Annotated in this window: 20 protein-coding genes; 5 read left to right on the top strand and 15 right to left on the bottom strand. The window is 61.5% G+C overall.

Translation table 11 applies throughout. The annotated features are described in order from the left end of the window. Nucleotides 1–37: 37 nt before the first annotated feature. Genes N005_RS22845 through N005_RS22835 form a run of 3 tightly spaced genes read right to left on the bottom strand, consistent with a single transcriptional unit; the run spans nt 38 to nt 2,761 of the window. On the bottom strand, nt 38–688 hold the full coding sequence (locus N005_RS22845) for a TetR/AcrR family transcriptional regulator (RefSeq protein WP_047703258.1): 651 nt from the start codon (nt 686–688) through the stop codon (nt 38–40). Between the two features lie 47 nt (nt 689–735). Continuing rightward, nucleotides 736–1,368, bottom strand: a complete 633-nt coding sequence (locus tag N005_RS22840) for a response regulator (RefSeq protein WP_047703257.1) — start codon at nt 1,366–1,368, stop codon at nt 736–738. A gap of 31 nt (nt 1,369–1,399) precedes the next feature. Next, nucleotides 1,400–2,761 (bottom strand): cache domain-containing protein, encoded by a 1,362-nt coding sequence (locus N005_RS22835; RefSeq protein WP_047703256.1) that lies wholly within the window; start codon nt 2,759–2,761, stop codon nt 1,400–1,402. A 354-nt stretch (nt 2,762–3,115) separates the two neighbouring features. Here N005_RS22835 and N005_RS22830 point away from each other — a divergent pair, with 354 nt between their 5' ends. Continuing rightward, nucleotides 3,116–4,063 carry an IS110 family transposase gene (locus tag N005_RS22830; protein WP_047702324.1) on the top strand — a complete coding sequence of 316 codons (948 nt, stop codon included), beginning with the start codon at nt 3,116–3,118 and terminating at the stop codon, nt 4,061–4,063. Between the two features lie 42 nt (nt 4,064–4,105). Here the strand turns inward: N005_RS22830 and N005_RS22825 are convergent, their stop codons facing one another. The 9 genes from N005_RS22825 to N005_RS22785 all read right to left on the bottom strand — a co-directional run bounded on the left by N005_RS22825 (nt 4,106) and on the right by N005_RS22785 (nt 12,319). Continuing rightward, the gene (locus tag N005_RS22825; RefSeq protein ID WP_047703255.1) at nt 4,106–5,389 is read right to left on the bottom strand and encodes a transporter; all 1,284 of its coding nucleotides are present in this window, start codon (nt 5,387–5,389) and stop codon (nt 4,106–4,108) included. 45 nt (nt 5,390–5,434) lie between these two features. Beyond that, nucleotides 5,435–6,181 (bottom strand): hypothetical protein, encoded by a 747-nt coding sequence (locus tag N005_RS22820; protein WP_047703254.1) that lies wholly within the window; start codon nt 6,179–6,181, stop codon nt 5,435–5,437. Between the two features lie 58 nt (nt 6,182–6,239). Then, nucleotides 6,240–6,920, bottom strand: a complete 681-nt coding sequence (locus N005_RS22815) for a C39 family peptidase (RefSeq protein WP_047703253.1) — start codon at nt 6,918–6,920, stop codon at nt 6,240–6,242. Between the two features lie 66 nt (nt 6,921–6,986). Then, entirely contained in the window at nt 6,987–7,964 is a 978-nt protein-coding gene (locus tag N005_RS22810; RefSeq protein ID WP_047703252.1) for a hypothetical protein, read from the bottom strand. A gap of 65 nt (nt 7,965–8,029) precedes the next feature. Beyond that, nucleotides 8,030–8,608 carry a hypothetical protein gene (locus N005_RS22805; protein ID WP_047703251.1) on the bottom strand — a complete coding sequence of 193 codons (579 nt, stop codon included), beginning with the start codon at nt 8,606–8,608 and terminating at the stop codon, nt 8,030–8,032. Between the two features lies 1 nt (nt 8,609). Then, the gene (locus N005_RS22800) at nt 8,610–9,056 is read right to left on the bottom strand and encodes a hypothetical protein (RefSeq protein WP_047703250.1); all 447 of its coding nucleotides are present in this window, start codon (nt 9,054–9,056) and stop codon (nt 8,610–8,612) included. Between the two features lie 346 nt (nt 9,057–9,402). Then, on the bottom strand, nt 9,403–9,927 hold the full coding sequence (locus N005_RS22795; protein WP_047703249.1) for an AAA family ATPase: 525 nt from the start codon (nt 9,925–9,927) through the stop codon (nt 9,403–9,405). Then, nucleotides 9,924–10,487: a nicotinamide riboside transporter PnuC gene (gene pnuC / locus N005_RS22790; protein WP_047703248.1), complete on the bottom strand. Its 564-nt coding sequence runs from the start codon at nt 10,485–10,487 to the stop codon at nt 9,924–9,926. Before pnuC ends, N005_RS22795 begins: the two co-directional genes overlap by 4 nt. Nucleotides 10,488–10,684: 197 nt before the next feature. Then, entirely contained in the window at nt 10,685–12,319 is a 1,635-nt protein-coding gene (locus tag N005_RS22785) for a methyl-accepting chemotaxis protein (RefSeq protein WP_047703247.1), read from the bottom strand. Nucleotides 12,320–12,568: 249 nt separating this feature from the next. On the opposite strand from N005_RS22785, the gene N005_RS22780 reads away from it, so the two are divergent. Together N005_RS22780 and N005_RS22775 are read left to right on the top strand one after the other, a co-directional pair. After that, nucleotides 12,569–13,399 carry an undecaprenyl-diphosphate phosphatase gene (locus N005_RS22780; RefSeq protein ID WP_047703246.1) on the top strand — a complete coding sequence of 277 codons (831 nt, stop codon included), beginning with the start codon at nt 12,569–12,571 and terminating at the stop codon, nt 13,397–13,399. Next, nucleotides 13,396–13,824: a DUF1294 domain-containing protein gene (locus tag N005_RS22775; RefSeq protein ID WP_047704112.1), complete on the top strand. Its 429-nt coding sequence runs from the start codon at nt 13,396–13,398 to the stop codon at nt 13,822–13,824. The genes N005_RS22780 and N005_RS22775 overlap by 4 nt, the downstream gene beginning before the upstream one ends. A 2-nt stretch (nt 13,825–13,826) precedes the next feature. Here N005_RS22775 and N005_RS22770 read toward each other — a convergent pair whose 3' ends face one another. Beyond that, nucleotides 13,827–14,180 carry an MmcQ/YjbR family DNA-binding protein gene (locus N005_RS22770; protein WP_047703245.1) on the bottom strand — a complete coding sequence of 118 codons (354 nt, stop codon included), beginning with the start codon at nt 14,178–14,180 and terminating at the stop codon, nt 13,827–13,829. Further along, entirely contained in the window at nt 14,177–15,085 is a 909-nt protein-coding gene (locus tag N005_RS22765) for a LysR substrate-binding domain-containing protein (protein ID WP_047703244.1), read from the bottom strand. The genes N005_RS22770 and N005_RS22765 overlap by 4 nt, the downstream gene beginning before the upstream one ends. Before the next feature lie 128 nt (nt 15,086–15,213). Between N005_RS22765 and N005_RS22760 the strand changes: the two genes are divergently transcribed. Both N005_RS22760 and N005_RS22755 read left to right on the top strand, forming a co-directional pair. Further along, a complete protein-coding gene (locus N005_RS22760; RefSeq protein WP_047703243.1) occupies nt 15,214–15,822 on the top strand; it encodes an FMN-dependent NADH-azoreductase in 609 nt (202 codons plus the stop codon). A 425-nt stretch (nt 15,823–16,247) separates the two neighbouring features. Then, nucleotides 16,248–17,285 carry an alpha/beta hydrolase family protein gene (locus tag N005_RS22755; RefSeq protein ID WP_047703242.1) on the top strand — a complete coding sequence of 346 codons (1,038 nt, stop codon included), beginning with the start codon at nt 16,248–16,250 and terminating at the stop codon, nt 17,283–17,285. Here N005_RS22755 and N005_RS22750 read toward each other — a convergent pair. Then, nucleotides 17,279–18,472, bottom strand: a complete 1,194-nt coding sequence (locus tag N005_RS22750) for an MFS transporter (RefSeq protein ID WP_047703241.1) — start codon at nt 18,470–18,472, stop codon at nt 17,279–17,281. The genes N005_RS22755 and N005_RS22750 overlap by 7 nt on opposite strands. Nucleotides 18,473–18,606: the final 134 nt, after the last annotated feature.

The raw sequence follows: 18,606 nt of genomic DNA, 5'->3' as shown, positions 1-18,606 counted from the left end.
TGCAGGCTGTCACGGGCACGTCGCCAGTGTCGGCCGCTCACGGCGCGGTCGTGTCGGGTCGTCGCTGGAGGCTTTCGAGGTAGGCGCAGAACATATCGGCCATGGCGCGGGCATAGATCTCAATCTCTCCAGGCGAGCGCGGTGCGGTCGAAAACTGCTTTCCCACCTTGCTTAGAGTCGTGATGATCAGGTCGCCTGCCAGGCTTCGGGTTTGTGCAGAGGCGGCTGGCAGTACCTCCAGCATGAAGGCATCGACCGACTGCTGGACCGACACCCGTGCCGCCCGGGCCTCGGGGGCATCGCGGTAGAGCGGGGCGGCGTCATCGAGGGCGCCACGCATCTGGGCTTCGTCGCATTCGGACTGGACGAAAGCCCTGACAAGGCTATGCAGCCGCTCGAAAGGCGGCCTCACCTGATCGTCAAGAATCCCGCGCAGCATGTCGCAGGTTTGCCGCCACTCATCACTTTGCAGGCGGAACAGGATAGCTGCCTTGTTCGGGAAGTACTGATACATCGATCCGACGCTGACACCGGCTCGCTCGGCCACGCGGGCCATGGTGAAGCGCGAGGCGCCCTGGGTCGCCAGAACCTGGACAGCGGCCTCCAGGATGGCCGCGACGAGCTCGGTGGAACGCACCTGCTTGGGCTGTTTGCGCGAGGAAATCTGCGGGCTTGGGCGTTCGGACATTGAGGCATCAACCTCGGGAGGGGAATGCGATTTAACCTTACGGGCCTCTATCGGGCAATGATCCCATGGTCGATCGCGTACTTCGCCAGGGCCGCGGGTTTGTCGATGTTGAGCTTGCGGCGGATGCTCAGGCGGTGGGTCTCGACGGTGCGCACGCTGATGTCCAGCTCGCGGGCCATCTCCTTGTTGTTCAGCCCCTGGACCATTTTGAGCAGCACCTGGCGCTCACGGGGGGTCAGCTCGTCATCGGTGTCGGGGGCGGTGGCGAGCCGCTGGGCGATCTCGGCGCTGTAGAAGGTGCCGCCGCCGATAATGGCCTCGATGGCGGCGATGATCTCCCGCGAAGGTGCATTCTTGAGAACGTAGCCGCTGGCGCCGGAACGCACCGACTCGCTCACGTATTCATGATTGTCGTACATGCTCAGGATCAGGATCTTGAGGCCGGGGTACTGTTTGCCCAGCAGACGGGTCAATTCGAGGCCGTTCATGTCCTTGAGGCCGATGTCCATCAGCAGCAGGTCCGGCTGGCAACGCCCGACCATCTCGATCGCCTGCGCGCCGTTCTCGGCTTCGCCCACCACATCCAGTTGGGGCATGACAGACAGCAAGGCCCGGATGCCATCGCGGACCAGGGAGTGATCGTCAACCAGCGCGACGCGGATCGCAGGAGGCAGGTTCATCGGCAGGTGCTCTTGGTGTAAGGAGGGCGCATCAGCTTTCTGTCGCCGACAGGTCCATGGGCAACAGGACGTCCAATTCGCTTCGCCCCGGTGTCGAGGTCAACTCCAATCGACCGCCGAAATGTTCGACCCGTTCGCGGATATTCCGCAGGCCGATGCCGGCATGGCCACGTTCGACCTGCGGGACGTTAAAGCCCATTCCGTCATCCACCACCGTCAGGCGCAAGGACTGAGCCGAGCCGAACAAGGTGATGGCGACACGTTTCGCCCCGGCGTGACGTTCGATATTGGTCAGGGCTTCCTGGGCGATGCGGAACAGCGAGACTGGGGCACCATTCTCCAGCCGGCAATCGAATTCATTGCTTTTGTAGGACACCTCGAGCCCGCTGCGCTGTTCGAATTCGGCCGCGAGCTGGCCGATGGCGGCGGGCAGGCCCAGGGTGTCGAGCAGGGAAGAGCGCAAGTCGTGGGAGATGCTGCGGATTTCACCGATGGCTTCTCCCAGCCGATCCGTTGCGTTCTTGAGGATGCCCAGGCCGTTTTCCTGGCCGTTTTCGAGTACATGACTGGCCAGTTCGAACTGGAATTTGATCGACACCAACAACTGGCTGATGCCATCGTGGAGTTCGCGGGACACCCGTGAGCGTTCCTCCTCCTGCAAGCTGACAATGCGCTGGTTCAGCCGCTGCAGCTTTTTGTCGGCCAGGCGATGTTCGCTCACGTTGAGGGTCATGCCGCCGGCGAAGACCAGCAGGACCGCCACCAGTGCGATGGCGGCAATGGCCTGCATGGTGGTGTGGATGCCATGGGCGACTTCATCGCGGGCCTGTTGGGTGGCGCGCTCGACATCTTCCAGGTAGATCCCGGTGCCGAGCATCCAGCCCCATCGATCCAGCATCACCACGTAGGCCAGCTTTTCGGTCACCTGGCCGGAGGAGGGCTTGTTCCAGGCATAGCGCTGGAAGCCCTCGCCGGTCTCGGCGCTCTTGATCAATGCCTGGATGACGGGCAGGCCGTGGGGATCCTTCATGTCCCAGAGGTATTTGCCCACCAGTTCCGACTGGCGCGCGTGCATCAGGCTGCGTCCCTGACGGTCATAGACGAAGAAATAGCCGTTGATGCCGAAGCTGAGCTTGCGCAGCTCTTCGAGCACCTGTTGCTGTGCGCGTTCGTCGCCAAGGCCGCCGTTGTACAGCGGAGCGATCAGGCTCTGCGCCATCTCGACATAGTTCTTCAGCTCGGCGCGCTTGCTGGCGAGGATGCTGTCTTCGATCAGTTGCGCCTGTTGATCGCCCAACTGGCGGTTGAGCGAGATCACCAGCGCGCAGATGACGGCAATCGCCAGGACCAGGGGCAGGATCCCGAGGGCGACGATTTTGTGTTTGAGCAGCATCTGTACTCCTGCCAGGGCCTGACGGGGGGAGGTGGATGGTCGGCATCATATGCCAAACCCAAGCCCTGTGGGAGCGAGCCTGCTCGCGATGACGGTGTGTCAAACGCCATGGGTGTTGACTGAGCCAATGCCATCGCGAGCAGGCTCGCTTGTATGGTAGGACTTGAAGGGAGGAGGAGGGACAAGGCTCGATTCTGACTGTTAGCCGCAGTACAGACCGTGGGAGATATCACCCCTCCTCCTTTCACCCAAGCGCCGATAAAGAATGCATCTGGCCTAGACCGACGATAGGAACAAGCCTGCGCCTCTGGGTGACCCCTTCAAGTGTTCAAACCTTAGCCCGGAGGACTTTCAATGGCAATGCCCGTCGCCATCACCCAGTCGATCGTAGGTGTCGATGTCGCCAAGGACGAGTTGGTGATTTATCACGCCGAATCTGATCGACTCGAAACGATCCCCAACACTAAAGCTGCGATCAAGAAGTGGCTCAAGGCATTGCCCGCGCCAGTGGATGTTGCCATCGAAGCCACCAATATCTATCACCAGGAATTCGTCAATCTGGCTTATGCGCAAGGCTGTGTGATCTATGTGATCGACGGTTACGAGCTCAGTCATTACCGCAAAGGTGTGAAGATTCGCGCTAAAACTGATGCGCTGGATGCTCGATTGCTGGCTCGCTACTTGAGCAACGAAGGCCACCTTCTGCACCCATGGACTCCACCATCGCCGCTGTATTGCCGGCTTATAAGCCTTTTCCGACGCCGGGCAGCTTTGGTTCAAGCACGTGTCAGCCTCAAGCAAAGCTGGGCGAACGAACCGTTGCTCAAAACGGCGTTCGAGAACCAGATAGCTGCAATGCAGAGACTGGAAACCTTGATCGACAAAACAATCCAGACGCAGTTGGAACAAGCCGGTTTGGCTCATCAGCTCAAGCGCTGCATGAAAGTCGAAGGCATCGGCTTGTTGAGTGGTGCCCGTTTAATCACGTCGTTTCAGCGTGGGGACTTCAGAAATGCCGATGCTTTCATCGCTTTTCTGGGCTTGGACTTGCGAATAGCGGACTCGGGGAAAAAGAAGGGGCGCCGTTGCTTGTCTAAACGAGGTGATCCAGAGGCGCGTCGTTTGCTGCACAACGCCGCAATGTCGGCGAGCCGCACCGCGGCGTGGAGGGGATTTTATGAGGCCCTAAGGGCTCGAGGACTTAGCACAACCCAAGCACTGGTGGCACTGGCCCGCAAACTGGCGCGAGTGGTATTCGCTCTGTTGAAGAACCAGAGCGAATACCTACCAAAATGCATCTAGGGGGCTAGTCCTACACCATAGAATCTCCCACAGGGTTCCGCGCTAGAAGTAATACGGAAACTTGAGGCTGAAGCTGAAGTCCGGCGCATCGTCGGTCAGCCCGATGGACAGGTTGGGTACGATGGTCAGGTTGTCGGAGGCGGCGATGGTCATGCCGATATTGAAGTAGCCGGCATTGGCATCACTGGAGACTACTGACTCCCAATCCCCGCCGTCCTGCTTGAGCTTGCTTTTCTTCTGAATCAGGTCCGATACCGAGAACGACATGCTCATTTTCTCGTTCAATGCGAAGGCCAGGCCTGCACCGATCTGGAAGCTGTCGCCGATCCGCACCTTGCCCGGGACCTTCTGGTTGACGGTAGAGCTGATGTCGTCGAACGACTCTTCGAAGTTATGGGTGTAGGCCAGGGTGCCGAACAGCACGGCCGGGTCGAAGGTCTTGACCAGGGAAAGCCCGGGGGTGATCGACCAGACGCCGTTGCCGGTGGGCAGGTCCTCGGGTACGAACAGGTTGGTGTTGTTCGGCGACTGGCGCAGCTTGATGCCGAATGGATCCTTGCCGGTAGGGGCCTTGACGCGCAGGGTCACCACCGCGTCAGGGCTGTTGATCGATTCGTCCATGAACTTGTAGGCAATGCCGAAATTGACATCGCCGATGGTGGGATCGCGGGTGACGGTTTCTTCGCTGGTGACACCGGCCGCGCCATTATTGGCGCCGCCGGACTGGTACGTGGATTCGCGGTAGACCACCGGTACATTGAGGTCGAACTGCCAGCGATTGTCGAAGTTGTAACGGCCGGTGAGGTCCAGCGTCCAGGTGTCGGCCTTGATCCGGTCCAGGTTGATATTGCCCAGGAAAATCGAATCCAGGGCCAGGAAGCCATTGAGGATCAGTTGTCGGGTGTCGTAGCGCGAATAAGTCACGCCGGTCTCGAAGCTGAATTTGCCGCCGCCAAAGAAGCCGCTGGCTTCGTCATAGAGGTTGGAGACGCTCTGGGCCGGTTGCGAGTCGTCGGCCAGGGACTGCCCGTAGCCGCTGCCGCCGGCCGTTGCTGCGCCGCTGCCGGCCACATTCTGGTTGCCCTTCATGTCGGCCGGGGATTTGACCAGGCGCTTGGGCGGTGGGGCGGCGGGCTGGTCTTCCACCTGGCGCACCCGCTGTTCGAGTACCGCCAGGGCTTTTTGCTGGACCTCGTATCGTTGCTTGAGCTCGAGCAGCTCCTGCTTCAATGCCTCGATGTCCGCATCCGGTGCCGCTTGCAGCAGGGTCGCCGGGAACAACGTGCTCAGACACATTACAGCGCGCAACGATACGGATCGATACATGAAAATGCCGTCCCTATTTGCCCAGTGGTCGAAAGCCAGCGTAGTTCAATACCCAAGATTGCGTAGGCCGCGCAGCTGCGTCAGATTGCAGTCCAGCGCCCCGGCACTGGGGCCGTTGTTGTTCAGCACGACATTGAGCTGGGTCATGTTGTTGACCATGTTGCTGTTGCCCAGCAGGCGGGTATTTTGCAAAAGGCCTCCCTGGGCGACTTGCTGCAGGGTGCTGCCCTGGTTATGGCTGGCCTGGATCGCCATCTGTACACCGCTGCCGGTGGCGGTTACCGCGACGCTGCCGGCGGCGTTGCTGCCACTGATGGTCTGGCCGCTGGTCAGCAACTGGCCTTGGGACGGGGCGAGGGCGGGGGGCTGGTTGCTTTCTTTCACGTTGATGCTGACGTTGTTGTAGGCGGTATTGCCGTCGCCGGCGGCCCGTACGCTCTGGGTCACGCCCTGGCCCGTCCCGAGGCCTGCACCACCGGTAATGTTGCCGCTGCCCTGTTCCGGAACGCTGCCGTTGCCGGTCTGCTTGATGGTGGAAACGTAGAACTCGGGTTTGACGGTGGAGGCCTGGATCTGCATGGAGCTGGTGGCGCCGATCAGATCGCCGCTGGCGTTGCGCCAGGTACTGCTCATGACGATGCCGAAGCTGATGACCCGCCCGGGCATGACATAACGACCGCGCAGCTCGGCGAGCTCCTGGTCCTTGACCTCTATGGGTTTGAATCCGGCATGGGCATAGCCCGACGCGGTCGCGGCCAGGCAGGCCAGCGACAGCCAGTGTGCAGTTTTCATGTACCGCTCCCGGAGCATCCTGCTCCTTTTGTATTTATCGTTGGCAGTTGGTCGGCGATTAAAAAAAGTCGCTCTGTATGAAACCGAAATCCATCAATTCCGCATCCTTGACCGGGTTGAACCCATCCAGTTTGTTACGTGCCGTCAACGGTTGCGGCGGGCTGCGCAGTGCATTGGTCTTGTCGTAGCCGGGGCCGACAATGGCAAAGACGATGCCGTTCCAGCCCTTGACGAAGTCGTCGTGGGCGTAGCGTTTGTGCCCCAGCACCGGGTCGGCGATGTAGACCCACTGCTTGTCGGCTCGCTGCAATACCACGAAGTGCTTGTAGCCACGTATTTCCATCAGCACCACCACCGGAATCGTCACGGCTTCGAGCTTCTCCGCCGGTATCCGGTAGCCTCGGGCACGCATGCCGATGCCTTCCACATAGCGTTTCATGTCCAGCATGGAAAAGCCTTGGGTGCGTACGAGGTCCTGGTCGGCATTGACCAGCATGCCCTTGATGACATGCTCTTCATCGACGTCCAGCCAGTAGGCCTGGCGCAGCACCGTGGCCAGCGCGGCGGCACCGCAGCTGAAATCGGTTTTCTGTTCGACGATGTCGCTGAACTTGCGCTCGCGCACGCTTTGCACCGGTTTGTAGACCAGCATGCCGCCGGGCAGGGCGGCGACTGGCATTTGCGCGGCTTCAGTGACACACGCCAGGCAAAGCAGCAGGGAAAGGGCAGTCGCACGCATGATCGGTACGCCTTGTGGAAACCATGGAAAAGAAGCCCCGTTGCCGGGGCCCCATTTCACGCGTGGTTACATGCAGGCTTTGCAGCCGGCAGCGATGGACAGCGAGTTGCTCTGCTGGTTGCCCACGCCCGCCGACACGTTGGCGCCGCCGTTGCCGGAGAAGCCGTTCATGGAGTTGTTCATGGTGGCGTTGTTGATGACAGGGTTTTTCCAGCCATCGCGGGTCAGCACTTGCTGAGTGTTGCTGCCGGCCAGTTCGAAAGTGCCCACGGCGGAGAACTTGAACTTGTCGTCATCATGACCGCCGCCGTAGCCGCCTTTGTTGCCCCAGCCGCCATGGTCATTGTCTTCGGCGGTACCGGTGCCTTTGGCCTTGAACGTGCCGGAGGCTTCATAGGTGCTGGTGAGGGTGTCGGTCTTGTAGGTCTTCACGCCTTTGTTGTCCACCACCAGGCCGGTGGAGGTCTGGTCAGCCGAGGCCGAGGCTTGTGCCACACGGCCACCCGATACGGCGATGGCCAGGTTGTTTTTCTGTTGGTTGAAGTTGCCGGCGGTCACGTTGATGCCGATATTGCCGGAGCCGTTGTTGCCCGCGTTGGTGAGCGAGGCGTTGTTTTGAGTCGAGTTGTTTTTGACGTAGTTGTTGTTATTGACCTGGGTGGCGCTGGACATGGAGACAGCCGAACCGAAGATGAAGCTTTCGTCCGCAGTGGCCAGGGCGGCGGCGTTATCTTGCTGGTTGCCGTCGCCGGCCGCGACGTTGGCGCCCATGTTACCGTTGCTGCCATTGAGCGAGTCCTTGGCTTCAGCGGTGTTCCTGGTGGCCTGGTTGGTCACTACGTTGCCGTCGCTGTTCTGCTCATCCAGCACCGTAGCCCCAGCACCGGCGCTGATGGAGAGCAGTTGATCCAGCGTCGGCCCTTGGTGGTCATGACCGCCATGACCGTGACCGTGGTTGTTATTGTTGCCACCGGCCTGTGCGGCCATTGCCATGACAGCGGCGAGAGCGAAAACCAATGGTTTGAGTGCCATTGTCGGTTTCATGGTGTTTCTCCTTGCGTGTCGTTGGTTAAGTGTGTCGGTACTTTCTTATGGTTTTACTGCCCGGGTCAGTCTGCGACCCGGATGCTCAGGGTGTTGGCCATGCGGTTCCCCACCCCGGCACTCTGGTTCACCTGGATGACCCCTCGGCTGCCGGTGAAGGCCTGGTCGCTGGTGACGACCTGGCGGCTGCCGGTTGGGGCGCCAGTTGCTCCTGAGTTCGGTAACAGCGCCACGTTCTGTTGAGAAAGCGCGCTGTCATCAATGCTCTGCGGCCGGGCGCTGATGCCCACCCGCATGACATTGGCCATCTGGTTGTTGGCCCCGGCGGACTGGTTGACGCCCAGCACGCCGTTGCCGTTGCTGAAAGAGCTGCCGCCGATGCGGGCGGTCGCGTTCATGGAGGGATCGGCGGGTGTATCCAACCGTTGGCGCACCTGGGTGCTGGCCTGGGCTTCGGTGCCGATGGCGATGGCCCGGGTGTTGGTCTGCTGGGTCCGGTCGCCCGCTGCCTGGTTGACGTTGAAGTTGCCGGTATAACGGCTGCCGGAATCCTGCAGGGTGGCGCTACTGACCACCGTCACGTCTGGATCGGCGAATGTCGCGGTCGAGCCGAGCAGGGCGAGCAGGAACAGGACCGGCTTCATGTCATTGACCTCCCGCCAGGCGGCCCAGCGGGGCCAGGCCGGAACTCAGCGAGCGGTTGATGGTGCCGGAAATCGCACCCCCGCTGCCGCCGCCATGGCCGGCGCTCATGCCGGGCATGCCGCTGGGGTTGGTGACGACATTCAAGCCTTGCACGCCGGTATTCGTGTTGAGGGTGTTACGGATCGAGGCGCCGCTGGCGACGCTGGCAAATTCGCCGTCGCTCAGTTCGGTGCTGGTGGTCGCTTGGCCGATTCGATCGGATGGATTGGCATTGACGGTGGTCGGGTAGGGGTCCTTGCCTCCGTTGCGACCGATATGGACGGGCTGCACGTCACGATTGAGGACGATGACGCCGTTGCCTTCGGCCTGTGCCGGCAGGCTGAGGGTTGCGCTGGCGGCGCAGCCGATCAACAACAGGACGGTCAAACTTCTATCGAAAGTCCCCACGGCATCGATTCCTTCTTCGGTGGGCTGGCCTTGGTCCAGCGTTGCGAAGGGGAAAGAGCAGATGTCGTGCCGGGTTTGAGAAGGTCTTTTGATTCAAGGGGTTGGGTGTTATGGCGCAACGACTGTTGCGCGACCTGTTTCAGGACTGAGACAGGCCGTAGGGAGGCCAACTGGCCATCTGCCGTCAAATGGCTCTGGATCCAGTCTCTTGGCGGGGTGTTTCAGTGGCTTGACAGTCAGGATGACAAACCGGTGAAACAGCTTTGGATCCGGGGTTGACGCGGTGGGGATGTTTCAAGGATGGAACAAGATGGCACTATGATTCCGTCTACTTGGAAGGATCTGGTCAAGCCTGGAGCAATTGGACCACGGCCGCGAATACCTGGGTTTGGCGCTGTGCCCAATCGCCTTCGATCACCTGGAAAGGTTGCTGGTGTCGGACCAGCCAATCCTCGATGGCGGCGAAAAATTGCAGGCGTTGCTCCAGCTCAGGCTGGCAGCGCAGGCCATCGCCAGTCCATTCCACCTGCTCGGGGCTCAACAGCAGATGGAGGTCGTAATGACGGCTCAGCAAGGCCGGCTCCAGCCAGTCCGGGCAGTCGCCGAACAAGGTCCGGCTCCAGAGGATATTGCTCAACAGGTGGGTATCGAGGATCAGCAGCGCCGGCTGTCGGGCACGGGCTGCGTCTTCCCAGGCCAATTGTCCGTTGGCGATCTCGGTGATGTCGTCCAGGCAGGTGTCGCGGGGGTACTGCTCCATGAAGTGGCGGACATATTCATCCACCCGCAAGCCACCGAAGCGTTCCTGCAACTGCGTCGCCAACCAGCTCTTGCCGGCAGACTCGGGGCCGGTCAACACCACCACCTTCATGCGCGCAAGGCCGGGTCGGCGCGCCATTCCCGCCAGCCCTGCACCGCCAGCAGGGTGAACAAGGCGTACAGCGCGGCAGTCAGGTGCAGCCCCTTGTAGATGAACAGACCGACGAAGATCACGTCCAGGGCGATCCACAAAGGCCAGCATTGCACGCGTTTCTGCGCCATCCACCACTGGGCCACGAGGCTGAAGCCGGTGAGCGCCGCATCGAGCCAGGGTTGGGCGGCGTCGGTCCAGTGGGCCATGGCAGCGCCCAGCACCAGGCTGCCCACCGCACCGACAGCCAGGCCAAGCAGCACCGACGGTCCGCCCAGCCGTGTGACCTGGCGCCCGTCATGACGCTGGCCGGCACGGGTCCATTGCCACCAGCCGTACAGCTGCAGTGCGGCGTAGACCACTTGCAGCAACATGTCCGAATACAGCTTCACGTCGTAGAAAATCCAGCTGTACAGCAACACCATGACCAGGCCGATCGGCCAGCACCAGGGGTTCTGCTTGACAGTCAACCAGACAGCGATAACGCCGAGGGCTGCGGCAAACAGTTCAAGCCCGGACATGGCGGTTCCTTGGGGGAATGGAAAAGGGGGGCGATTGTAAACGGTATGGTGGGGGCAGCTCCAACATCAATGTTGGGTGTGCCGGCGTTATCGCGAGCAGGCTCGCTCCCACAAGGGATCCGGGTTGGCCGCGAGATCCATGGTCGCCAGCAGCCCCCTGTGGGAGCGAGCCTGCTCGCGATGGCGGCAGGTCAGCGTCAAACCCGGAACTGTTTGAGCAGGCCGTTCAGCTGTTCGCTCAGTGCCTTGAGGCGTGTGCTTGCCAGGCTCGACTGCTCCGCCGCCAGGGCGGTGCTGTGGGAGAGGCCGGCGGCCTGGGTGACGTTCTGGTTGATGTCCTCTACCACGTGGGCCTGTTGCAGGGTGGCACTGGCGATGGAGGCGTTCAGACTGTTGAGATTGCGCAGGGCCTGGCCGATGGCGTTGAGGCTGGCACCCGCCAGGCCGGCCTGTTCGATGGTCAGTTGCGAGGCACGGCTGCTATCGCTGATGACTTTCACCGCGGCTTCGGAATGAGTTTGCAGACGCTCGATCATCCCCTGGATCTCGGCGGTGGATTTCTGCGTGCGCTGGGCCAGCAACCTCACCTCATCCGCCACCACGGCAAAGCCCCGGCCCTGTTCCCCGGCGCGAGCGGCTTCGATCGCCGCGTTGAGGGCCAACAGGTTGGTCTGCTCGGCAATGGAGCGGATCACCTCCAGCACGCTGCCGATCTGGGTGCTTTCGCTGGCCAGGGTACGAATCACTTCTACCGCCTGGTCGATGGTCTGGGAAAGACGGTCGATCTGCTGCAAGCTGCCGTCGATATTGACCTGGCCCTGCTGGGCCTGGGATTCGGCGTCGCGCATTTCACTGGCGGCGTGTTCGGCGTTCTTGGCCACATCCTGCACGCCATAGGTCACTTCATTGATCGCCGTGGCCACCAGTTCCATCTGCTGCGATTGCTGCTGGCTGCGTTCCTGGGCCTGGGCGGCGTCGCTCCCCAGTTCATTGGACGACTGCCCCAGCGCGCTGGCCGAATCCTGCAACTGGCTGACTACTTGGCGCAACTTGGTGGTAAACGCGTTGAAGTGTCGGGCCAGTTGGGTGACTTCATCCTGGCCGTGGGTGTCGAGGCTGCGGGTCAGGTCGCTTTCACCACTGGCAATATTGGCCATGGCATTCACTGTTTCCTGCAGGGGGCGCACGATGCTGCGCACGATCAGGGTCAGCAGCAGGCTCATGATCAAGACGATCGACAGGCCGATCAACGAGGCCTTGATCAGTTGAGCCTGGAACTCGGCCTGTACGTCATCCACGTACACGCCCGAACCGATGATCCAGCCCCAGGGCTCGAACAGTTTGACGTAGGAAGTTTTCCCAACCGGTGCCTCGGCACCCGGTTTCGGCCAGAGATAGTTGACCATCCCGGCGCCCTTTGCCTTGGCGATGGTGACCATCTCGTTGAACAGCGCGAAACCGTTCGGGTCGCGGATCGCCGAAAGGTTCTGGCCTTCGAGCTTCGGGTTGGTGGGGTGCATGACCATGACCGGTGTCAGGTCATTGATCCAGAAATAGTCCGTCTCGTTGTAGCGCAGGCCACGCACGGCACTGAGGGCCTGCTTCTGGGCGGCTTCGCGGGTCAGGGTGCCGGCGGTTTCCAGGCCGTGGTAATAGCTCAGCACGCCACTGGCGGTCTGGACCACATGTTGGGTTTTCTGCACCTTGGCCTGATACAGATCGCTGTGGATCTGTTTCAGCATCAAGGCGCCCAACGTGAATACCATCACGATGGCCACGACGAGGATGAGCCACAAGCGTCGGCTGATCGACACATTGCGCAAGCTATTCATACGCTGTCACTCCAGTTTCTTGTTCTTGTCATCCACGGCCGGTGGATTGCCCCCTGGGTCATAACGCGGCGGCGTTATGAGGGCTTGTCTGATAGGATTTCGGCCTCGCAACGCAAAACCTGAGCCTGCCTTTGATTTTTCATTGGTTTTCTGGGGAAGGGCGCGGGTATCGTGCACCCGCCGTGCATAATGGCATGACACTTTGATTATCGATGAGAGCCTGTCCGACAGGGTCTTTTTGGGGGATGAATGGATTTGTGGACGGCCTTTCAGGCACTGATTCTTGGCATTGTAGAAGGGCTGACGGAGTTCCTGCCGATTTCCAGCACAGGGCACCAGATCATCGCCGCCGACTTGCTCGGGTTCGGCGGGGAACGGGCCATGGCGTTCAACATCATCATCCAGTTGGGGGCGATCCTGGCGGTGGTCTGGGAGTTCCGGCGCAAAATCTTCGACGTGGTGTTGGGTCTCCCCACCCAACCCGGGGCCCGGCGGTTTACCGCCAACCTGTTGATCGCCTTCCTGCCAGCCGTGGTGCTGGGTGTGCTGTTTGCCGATCTGATCCACGAATACCTGTTCAACCCGATCACCGTGGCCGCCGCGCTGGTTGTGGGTGGTTTCATCATGCTGTGGGCCGAGCGGCGCCAGCATGAAGTACACGCCGAAACGGTGGACGAGATCACCTGGAAAGATGCACTCAAGGTCGGTCTGGCCCAGTGTCTGGCGATGATTCCCGGCACCTCCCGTTCCGGCTCGACCATCATCGGCGGGTTGCTGTTCGGTCTCTCGCGCAAGACCGCGACCGAGTTCTCTTTCTTCCTGGCCATGCCGACCATGGTCGGTGCGGCTGTCTATTCGGGCTACAAATACCGCGCACTCTTCGTACCGGCGGATTTTCCGGTGTTCGCCATCGGTTTCGTCACCGCGTTCATCTTCGCCATGATCGCGGTCAGGGGACTGCTGCGGTTCATCGCCAGCCACAGCTATGCGGTGTTCGCCTGGTATCGGATTGTGTTCGGCTTGTTGATCCTGGCGACCTGGCAGTTCGGTTGGGTCGACTGGGCGACCGCCCGGCCATGAACGATTCCAACACTCGCAGACACACTGCCCGCCATACCGGTGGGGCGGTGCAGAACCTGCGGCTCAAGTTGATCGTGTTCGCCCTGCTGTGCGCGCTGCCGCTGGCGGGCTCGCTGCTGCTCGGGTTGCAGGAAGCGTCATGGGTGCCGTTGACCGCCTATGGGATCGTCAGCGTCGTGGCATTCCTGCTGTACTGGAGTGACAAGCGCAAGGCGCGCTCCGACGCCTGGCGCACCCCCGAGAACGTGCTGCACGCCGTGGAGCTGGCCGGCGGCTGGCCCGGGGCGTTGCTGGCCCAGCAGGTCTTTCGACACAAAACCCGCAAGGTGTCGTTCCAGGTGGTGTTCTGGTTCATCGTGCTGTTGCACCAGGCGTTCTGGGTCGACCAGTTGTTCCTGGGCGGCCATCTGCTGGCCTGGGTTTGATGTCACGGCAATAACAAGCCGACCTGCGTGCGCTTGGGCAACTTGCTGACCACCAGTTGGTGGGAGCGCCGCAGCAAGCCGTGCAGTTCTTCGGCGCCCAAGGGGTAGGGCGTGTGCATGATGATCCACTGGGCTCGCGCCAAGTACGGCGCAGCATGAATGCCGGGGCGGTCGCAATGTCCCAGGAACAGGTCCTTGTCGACCTTGAACGCCAATGAGTCGCTGCGCAGCCCCTGCAGGGCGAACATCTTGTTCCCGGCGATGGAAAACACTCGCACACCGCCCCATTTGTAATCTTCCCTGGCGCCAGGCAAGCCCAGGCAAAACCGTGCGACATCCTCTTCGCTCAAACTCATAACGTCCTTTCTCCACAAAGATTGAAGGCTTCCACCAGATGGTCGAGCCATGCGCGTACCGCCGGCAACATGCCGCGTCGATGGGGATAGACCGCCTGCAGCCAGCCATCGGGCAGCGACCATCCCGGCAGCAATTCCACCAGTGTGCCGTCCTTCAACTCTTGCTCGCAATACATGCTCGGCAACAAGGTAAAGCCCAGGCCGGCCAGGACGCAGGCGCGCCGTACAATGAAATCGTCGATGCCCAGGCGAGCCTCCAGGGCCAGTTCGGCGACCTGTCCGCCGACGCTGTGCAGGCGCAGGTGCACCAGGCGATCGCTTTCAAGGGCGCCGAGCACCGGGACTTGCTTGAGGTCCTCGGGGGTCTCGATCCGCCGCCCTTCGACGAAGGCCGGACTGGCGACCATGATCAACCGTGCCTGACGCAAGCGGCGAGTCATCAGCAACGGATCTTCATCACCCAGGTCACGTACGCGCAGCGCGACGTCGATGCCTTCGCTCACCAGGTCGACGCGGCGATTGACCAGGATCATCTCCAGTTGGACCTGAGGGTATTTTTCCAGGAAATCGGCCACCACCCCGGCCAGGATTTCGTGGGCCAGCCCCACCGGACTGGAAACCCGAAGCCGGCCACGGGGCGCGCTGGACATGCTCGCCACCGCTTCATCGGCCATTTCCGCCTCCAGCAACATGGCCTGGCAATGGCGCAGGTAACGTTCGCCCACCGCTGTCAGTTTCAACTGGCGAGTGGTGCGTTGCAGGAGGCGGGCGCCGAGGCGGTCTTCCAGTTCGGCAATACGCCGGGACAGCCGCGACTTGGGTATGCCCAAGGTACGTCCGGCTGCTGCGAAGCCACCGGCTTCGACGACTTTGGCGAAATAATAGAGATCGTTGAGGTCTTGCATGTCCGGCTCGATTGTCCTGTCAGTAGAACGAACTATCGCATCATTGCTGGCTAATCGGCCATTGGTTTCATCGGTAGGATGGTCCCCATTCGATCGCCCGGTAGCGATCCTCATTGGAGAGCACTCATATGAAACTTCTGCACATCGATTCGAGCATCCTCGGCGACAACTCCGCTTCCCGCCAATTGAGCCGTGAAGTGGTCGAGGCCTGGAAAGCCGCCGAAGCGGACGTGGTCGTGACTTATCGCGACCTGGCCGCCGATGCGATCAGTCACTTTTCCGCACAGACGCTCGTTGCCGCCGGTACCAGCGCTGAACTGCGTGACGCCGCGCTACAGCACGAAGCCGACCTCAGCGCCGCTGCGCTGGCTGAGTTTCTCGCGGCGGATGCGGTCGTGATCGCGGCCCCGATGTACAACTTCACCGTCCCGACCCAGCTCAAGGCCTGGATCGACCGCATTGCCGTCGCCGGCAAGACGTTCAGCTACACCGAGGCCGGCCCACAAGGCCTGTGCGGTGGCAAGAAACTGGTGATTGTGTCCACCGCCGGCGGCTTGCATGCCGGCCAGCCGAGCGGGGTGGGTCACGAAGACTATCTGAAACTGCTGTTCGGTTTCCTCGGCATCACCGACATCGAGATCGTCCGCGCCGAGGGCCTGGCTTACGGTGATGACATGCGCAGCAAAGCCATGAGCGAAGCCAAGGCGCAGATCGGCGAACAGTTCGCTGCTGCGTAAGGCCCGCACAGCTCCATCAGGCCCTGAAATTCCTGTGGGAGCGAGCCCTGCTCGCGATGGCGGTGTAGCAGTCACATCACTGCTGACCGGCCCACCGTTATCGCGAGCAGGCTCGCTCCCACATTGGTTTTTCGGTGACTGTGAGATTTGCCTTCACCACCAATCTCCTGTGGGAGCGAGCCCTGCTCGCGATGACGGTGTACCGGTCACATCACAGCTGACTGGCCCACGTTATCGCGAGCAGGCTCGCTCCCACACTGGTTTTTGAGTGGCGGTGAGAGTTGCGTCACCCCCTTTCACATTGATGAATATCGAAACCTTCGTAAAACGCTGTATTCTGCTCATCGGGCTTCTGGCGCAGGTCATGCAAGCCCAGGCAGCGAGCGACGGGGCCTTCCTGTCCGCTGGTGAAGGTGGATGATTCGATGAAAGGTCTTGGTGCAGGGATATTGCTTTGTCTGCTCGGCAGCCTGGTTACGGTGCAGGCCGCACCGGCGTTGCACCCCCATTGGAGTGCCGGCTTCCATGAGCTGAGCTTTCTCGATCCGCTGGATCACCAGCCGATGCACGCCATCGCTTTCTATCCGTCCCCCGCCAGGGAGCAAACCACCCAGTTGGGCGGCTATCAGATCGACGCCGCACCGGATGCCCAGATTGCCATCGGCCGCTTCCCGATGTTGATGTTGTCCCACGGCAACACGGGTACACCGTTGGCCCTGCACGACCTGGCGACCTCTCTGGCGCGCAAGGGGTTCGTCGTGGTCGCGGTGATCCACCCTGGCGACAATGCCCAGGACCACAGCCGCCTGGGTACCCTGAGCAACCTCTACGGACGGCCGATCCAGATTTCCGAGGCCATCACCGCGACGCTGAACGATCCGATGCTGTCGCCGTTCGTCAATGCCGGGCAGGTGGGGGTGATCGGCTATTCTGCCGGTGGGGAAACCGCACTGATCCTGTCCGGCGCCACGCCGGACCTCAATCGCCTGCGCCGGTATTGCCAGGAGCGGCCGGACGATCGTGACGCCTGCAACACCCAGGGCGAGCTGATTGCCGACCGCGACGATCTGCAGCCGATGGCCGACCCCAGGGTCCGGGCATTGCTGTTGATGGCGCCGTTGAGCCTGAAGTTCGGTCGCCATACCCTGGCCGACGTCCATGTGCCGGTGCTGCTGTACAGCGGCGATGGCGACAAACTGGTGGCCTTCGACAAGAATGCCGCCGCGCTGGCCCGCAAGCTGCCCACCGCGCCGGATTTCAAGACCCTGGCCGGGGCAGGGCACTTTGTCTTCCTGGCACCCTGCACCGAGGAACAGATTGCCGCGATGCCTGCGCTGTGCACCGATGCCGATGGCGTCGACCGCAAGGACATCCACCGCACCATGATTTCCGAAGCCGGGCGCTTCTTCAGTCAGGTCCTGGGCAAACCGACCCGCGCCGGTATGCGTACCGCCGATCAGTAAGAGGCCTGCTCGGCGCGTCGGCGCAGCAGCAGGGTCAGTCCCAGCCCGGTGATCGACAGCAAGGCGGCGCAGAAAAAGATCGACGAATAGCCCAGGTTCAACGCCACCGCTCCCATCAAAGGCCCGGCAATCGCCAGGGCCAGGTCGAAGAACACCGCATAGGCGCTCAACCCCGCGCCACGGCTGGTGTTCGGCACCTGCTTGATGGCTTCCACCCCGAGCGCCGGATACACCAGCGACAACCCGAAACCCGCCAGCCCGGCACCTACCAATGCGAACGCGGGGGAAGGCGCCAGCCAGAGCAGCACCAGCCCCAAGGTTTCGATGCTCATGCACGCGATGGCCGAGTTGAAGCCACCGAAGCGGGCAATGCTGGAAATGAACAGCAAGCGCGAAAGAATGAAGCAGATGCCGAATACCGTCAGGCACCACGCGGCGCCGATCCAGCCACGACTGACATAAAACAGGGTAATGAATGTAGTGAGGGTGCCGTAGCCGATCGAGGCAAGGCTCAGGCTGGCCCCGTATGGCGCGATACGTCCGAACACGGCCCGGAAGGGCAAGCGTTCGCCGCGGACCACCGGCACCGAAGGCTTGTTGCGGATCAACAGCAGCGCCGCACCGGCCAATAATGACAGCGCGATCCCCAGGCTGGCGAAGCCCAGGTCACCCACCATCACCACCCCCAGCGGGGCGCCGATGGCAATGGCGCCGTAGGAGGCGATGCCGTTCCAGGAGATCGAGCGGGCCGTGTGTTCCACGCCGACCTGGCCCATGCACCAACTGATGGTGCCAACACCGATCAAGCCCTGGGCCACGCCGAGCAACAAGCGGCCGACGATCAGGATCATCAGGCTCGGCATTGGCAGGCTTTGCAGCAAGGTCGAAATCAACGTCAGCACACCGCTGAGCACAATGCCTGACAAGCCGTAGACGATCGCCCGTTTGGTCCCGACACTGTCCGAGACGCGCCCGGCCATGGGGCGGCTGAGCAGAGTCGCCAGGTACTGCGAACCGATGGTCAGCCCGGCCACCACGGCACTGAAGCCCAGCTGCTCATGGACATACCCCGGCAACACCGCAATGGGCAGGCCGATGCAGAGGAAGGCAATAAAGGTGTAGAAAACGATGGAGACGATCTGCAACGTGATCGACAGGGAACTGGGGGTAGCTTGCGGCGTAGACATGGGGCTCGTTCGCGGGCGGCGGCGGGAGAGCTTCATCATGGCCCGAGGTGGGAATAAAAGAAAGCTGGCTAACTAAATACGCGAATTGAGGATCACCGCAGACCCCCTGTGGGAGCGAGCCTGCTCGCGATGGC

The sequence above is a fragment of the Pseudomonas mediterranea CFBP 5447 genome (genome assembly GCF_000774145.1).
In the GTDB taxonomy this organism is placed as follows: Bacteria; Pseudomonadota; Gammaproteobacteria; order Pseudomonadales; family Pseudomonadaceae; genus Aquipseudomonas; species Aquipseudomonas mediterranea.
Note: the sequence above shows the minus strand (reverse complement) of the source record. Positions and strands in the feature narration are given on the sequence as shown.

What these genes read in the sequence shown, in the direction of transcription:
- pnuC (WP_047703248.1), bottom strand. Translation starts at nt 10,487, where the DNA reads ATGTCCGGGCTTGAACTGTTTGCCGCAGCCCTCGGCGTTATCGCTGTC.
- N005_RS22810 (WP_047703252.1), bottom strand. Translation starts at nt 7,964, where the DNA reads ATGAAACCGACAATGGCACTCAAACCATTGGTTTTCGCTCTCGCCGCT.
- N005_RS22775 (WP_047704112.1), top strand. Translation starts at nt 13,396, where the DNA reads ATGAACGATTCCAACACTCGCAGACACACTGCCCGCCATACCGGTGGG.
- N005_RS22825 (WP_047703255.1), bottom strand. Translation starts at nt 5,389, where the DNA reads ATGTATCGATCCGTATCGTTGCGCGCTGTAATGTGTCTGAGCACGTTG.
- N005_RS22785 (WP_047703247.1), bottom strand. Translation starts at nt 12,319, where the DNA reads ATGAATAGCTTGCGCAATGTGTCGATCAGCCGACGCTTGTGGCTCATC.
- N005_RS22820 (WP_047703254.1), bottom strand. Translation starts at nt 6,181, where the DNA reads ATGAAAACTGCACACTGGCTGTCGCTGGCCTGCCTGGCCGCGACCGCG.
- N005_RS22795 (WP_047703249.1), bottom strand. Translation starts at nt 9,927, where the DNA reads ATGAAGGTGGTGGTGTTGACCGGCCCCGAGTCTGCCGGCAAGAGCTGG.
- N005_RS22815 (WP_047703253.1), bottom strand. Translation starts at nt 6,920, where the DNA reads ATGCGTGCGACTGCCCTTTCCCTGCTGCTTTGCCTGGCGTGTGTCACT.
- N005_RS22750 (WP_047703241.1), bottom strand. Translation starts at nt 18,472, where the DNA reads ATGTCTACGCCGCAAGCTACCCCCAGTTCCCTGTCGATCACGTTGCAG.
- N005_RS22830 (WP_047702324.1), top strand. Translation starts at nt 3,116, where the DNA reads ATGGCAATGCCCGTCGCCATCACCCAGTCGATCGTAGGTGTCGATGTC.
- N005_RS22780 (WP_047703246.1), top strand. Translation starts at nt 12,569, where the DNA reads ATGGATTTGTGGACGGCCTTTCAGGCACTGATTCTTGGCATTGTAGAA.
- N005_RS22845 (WP_047703258.1), bottom strand. Translation starts at nt 688, where the DNA reads ATGTCCGAACGCCCAAGCCCGCAGATTTCCTCGCGCAAACAGCCCAAG.
- N005_RS22840 (WP_047703257.1), bottom strand. Translation starts at nt 1,368, where the DNA reads ATGAACCTGCCTCCTGCGATCCGCGTCGCGCTGGTTGACGATCACTCC.
- N005_RS22760 (WP_047703243.1), top strand. Translation starts at nt 15,214, where the DNA reads ATGAAACTTCTGCACATCGATTCGAGCATCCTCGGCGACAACTCCGCT.
- N005_RS22805 (WP_047703251.1), bottom strand. Translation starts at nt 8,608, where the DNA reads ATGAAGCCGGTCCTGTTCCTGCTCGCCCTGCTCGGCTCGACCGCGACA.
- N005_RS22770 (WP_047703245.1), bottom strand. Translation starts at nt 14,180, where the DNA reads ATGAGTTTGAGCGAAGAGGATGTCGCACGGTTTTGCCTGGGCTTGCCT.
- N005_RS22835 (WP_047703256.1), bottom strand. Translation starts at nt 2,761, where the DNA reads ATGCTGCTCAAACACAAAATCGTCGCCCTCGGGATCCTGCCCCTGGTC.
- N005_RS22755 (WP_047703242.1), top strand. Translation starts at nt 16,248, where the DNA reads ATGAAAGGTCTTGGTGCAGGGATATTGCTTTGTCTGCTCGGCAGCCTG.
- N005_RS22765 (WP_047703244.1), bottom strand. Translation starts at nt 15,085, where the DNA reads ATGCAAGACCTCAACGATCTCTATTATTTCGCCAAAGTCGTCGAAGCC.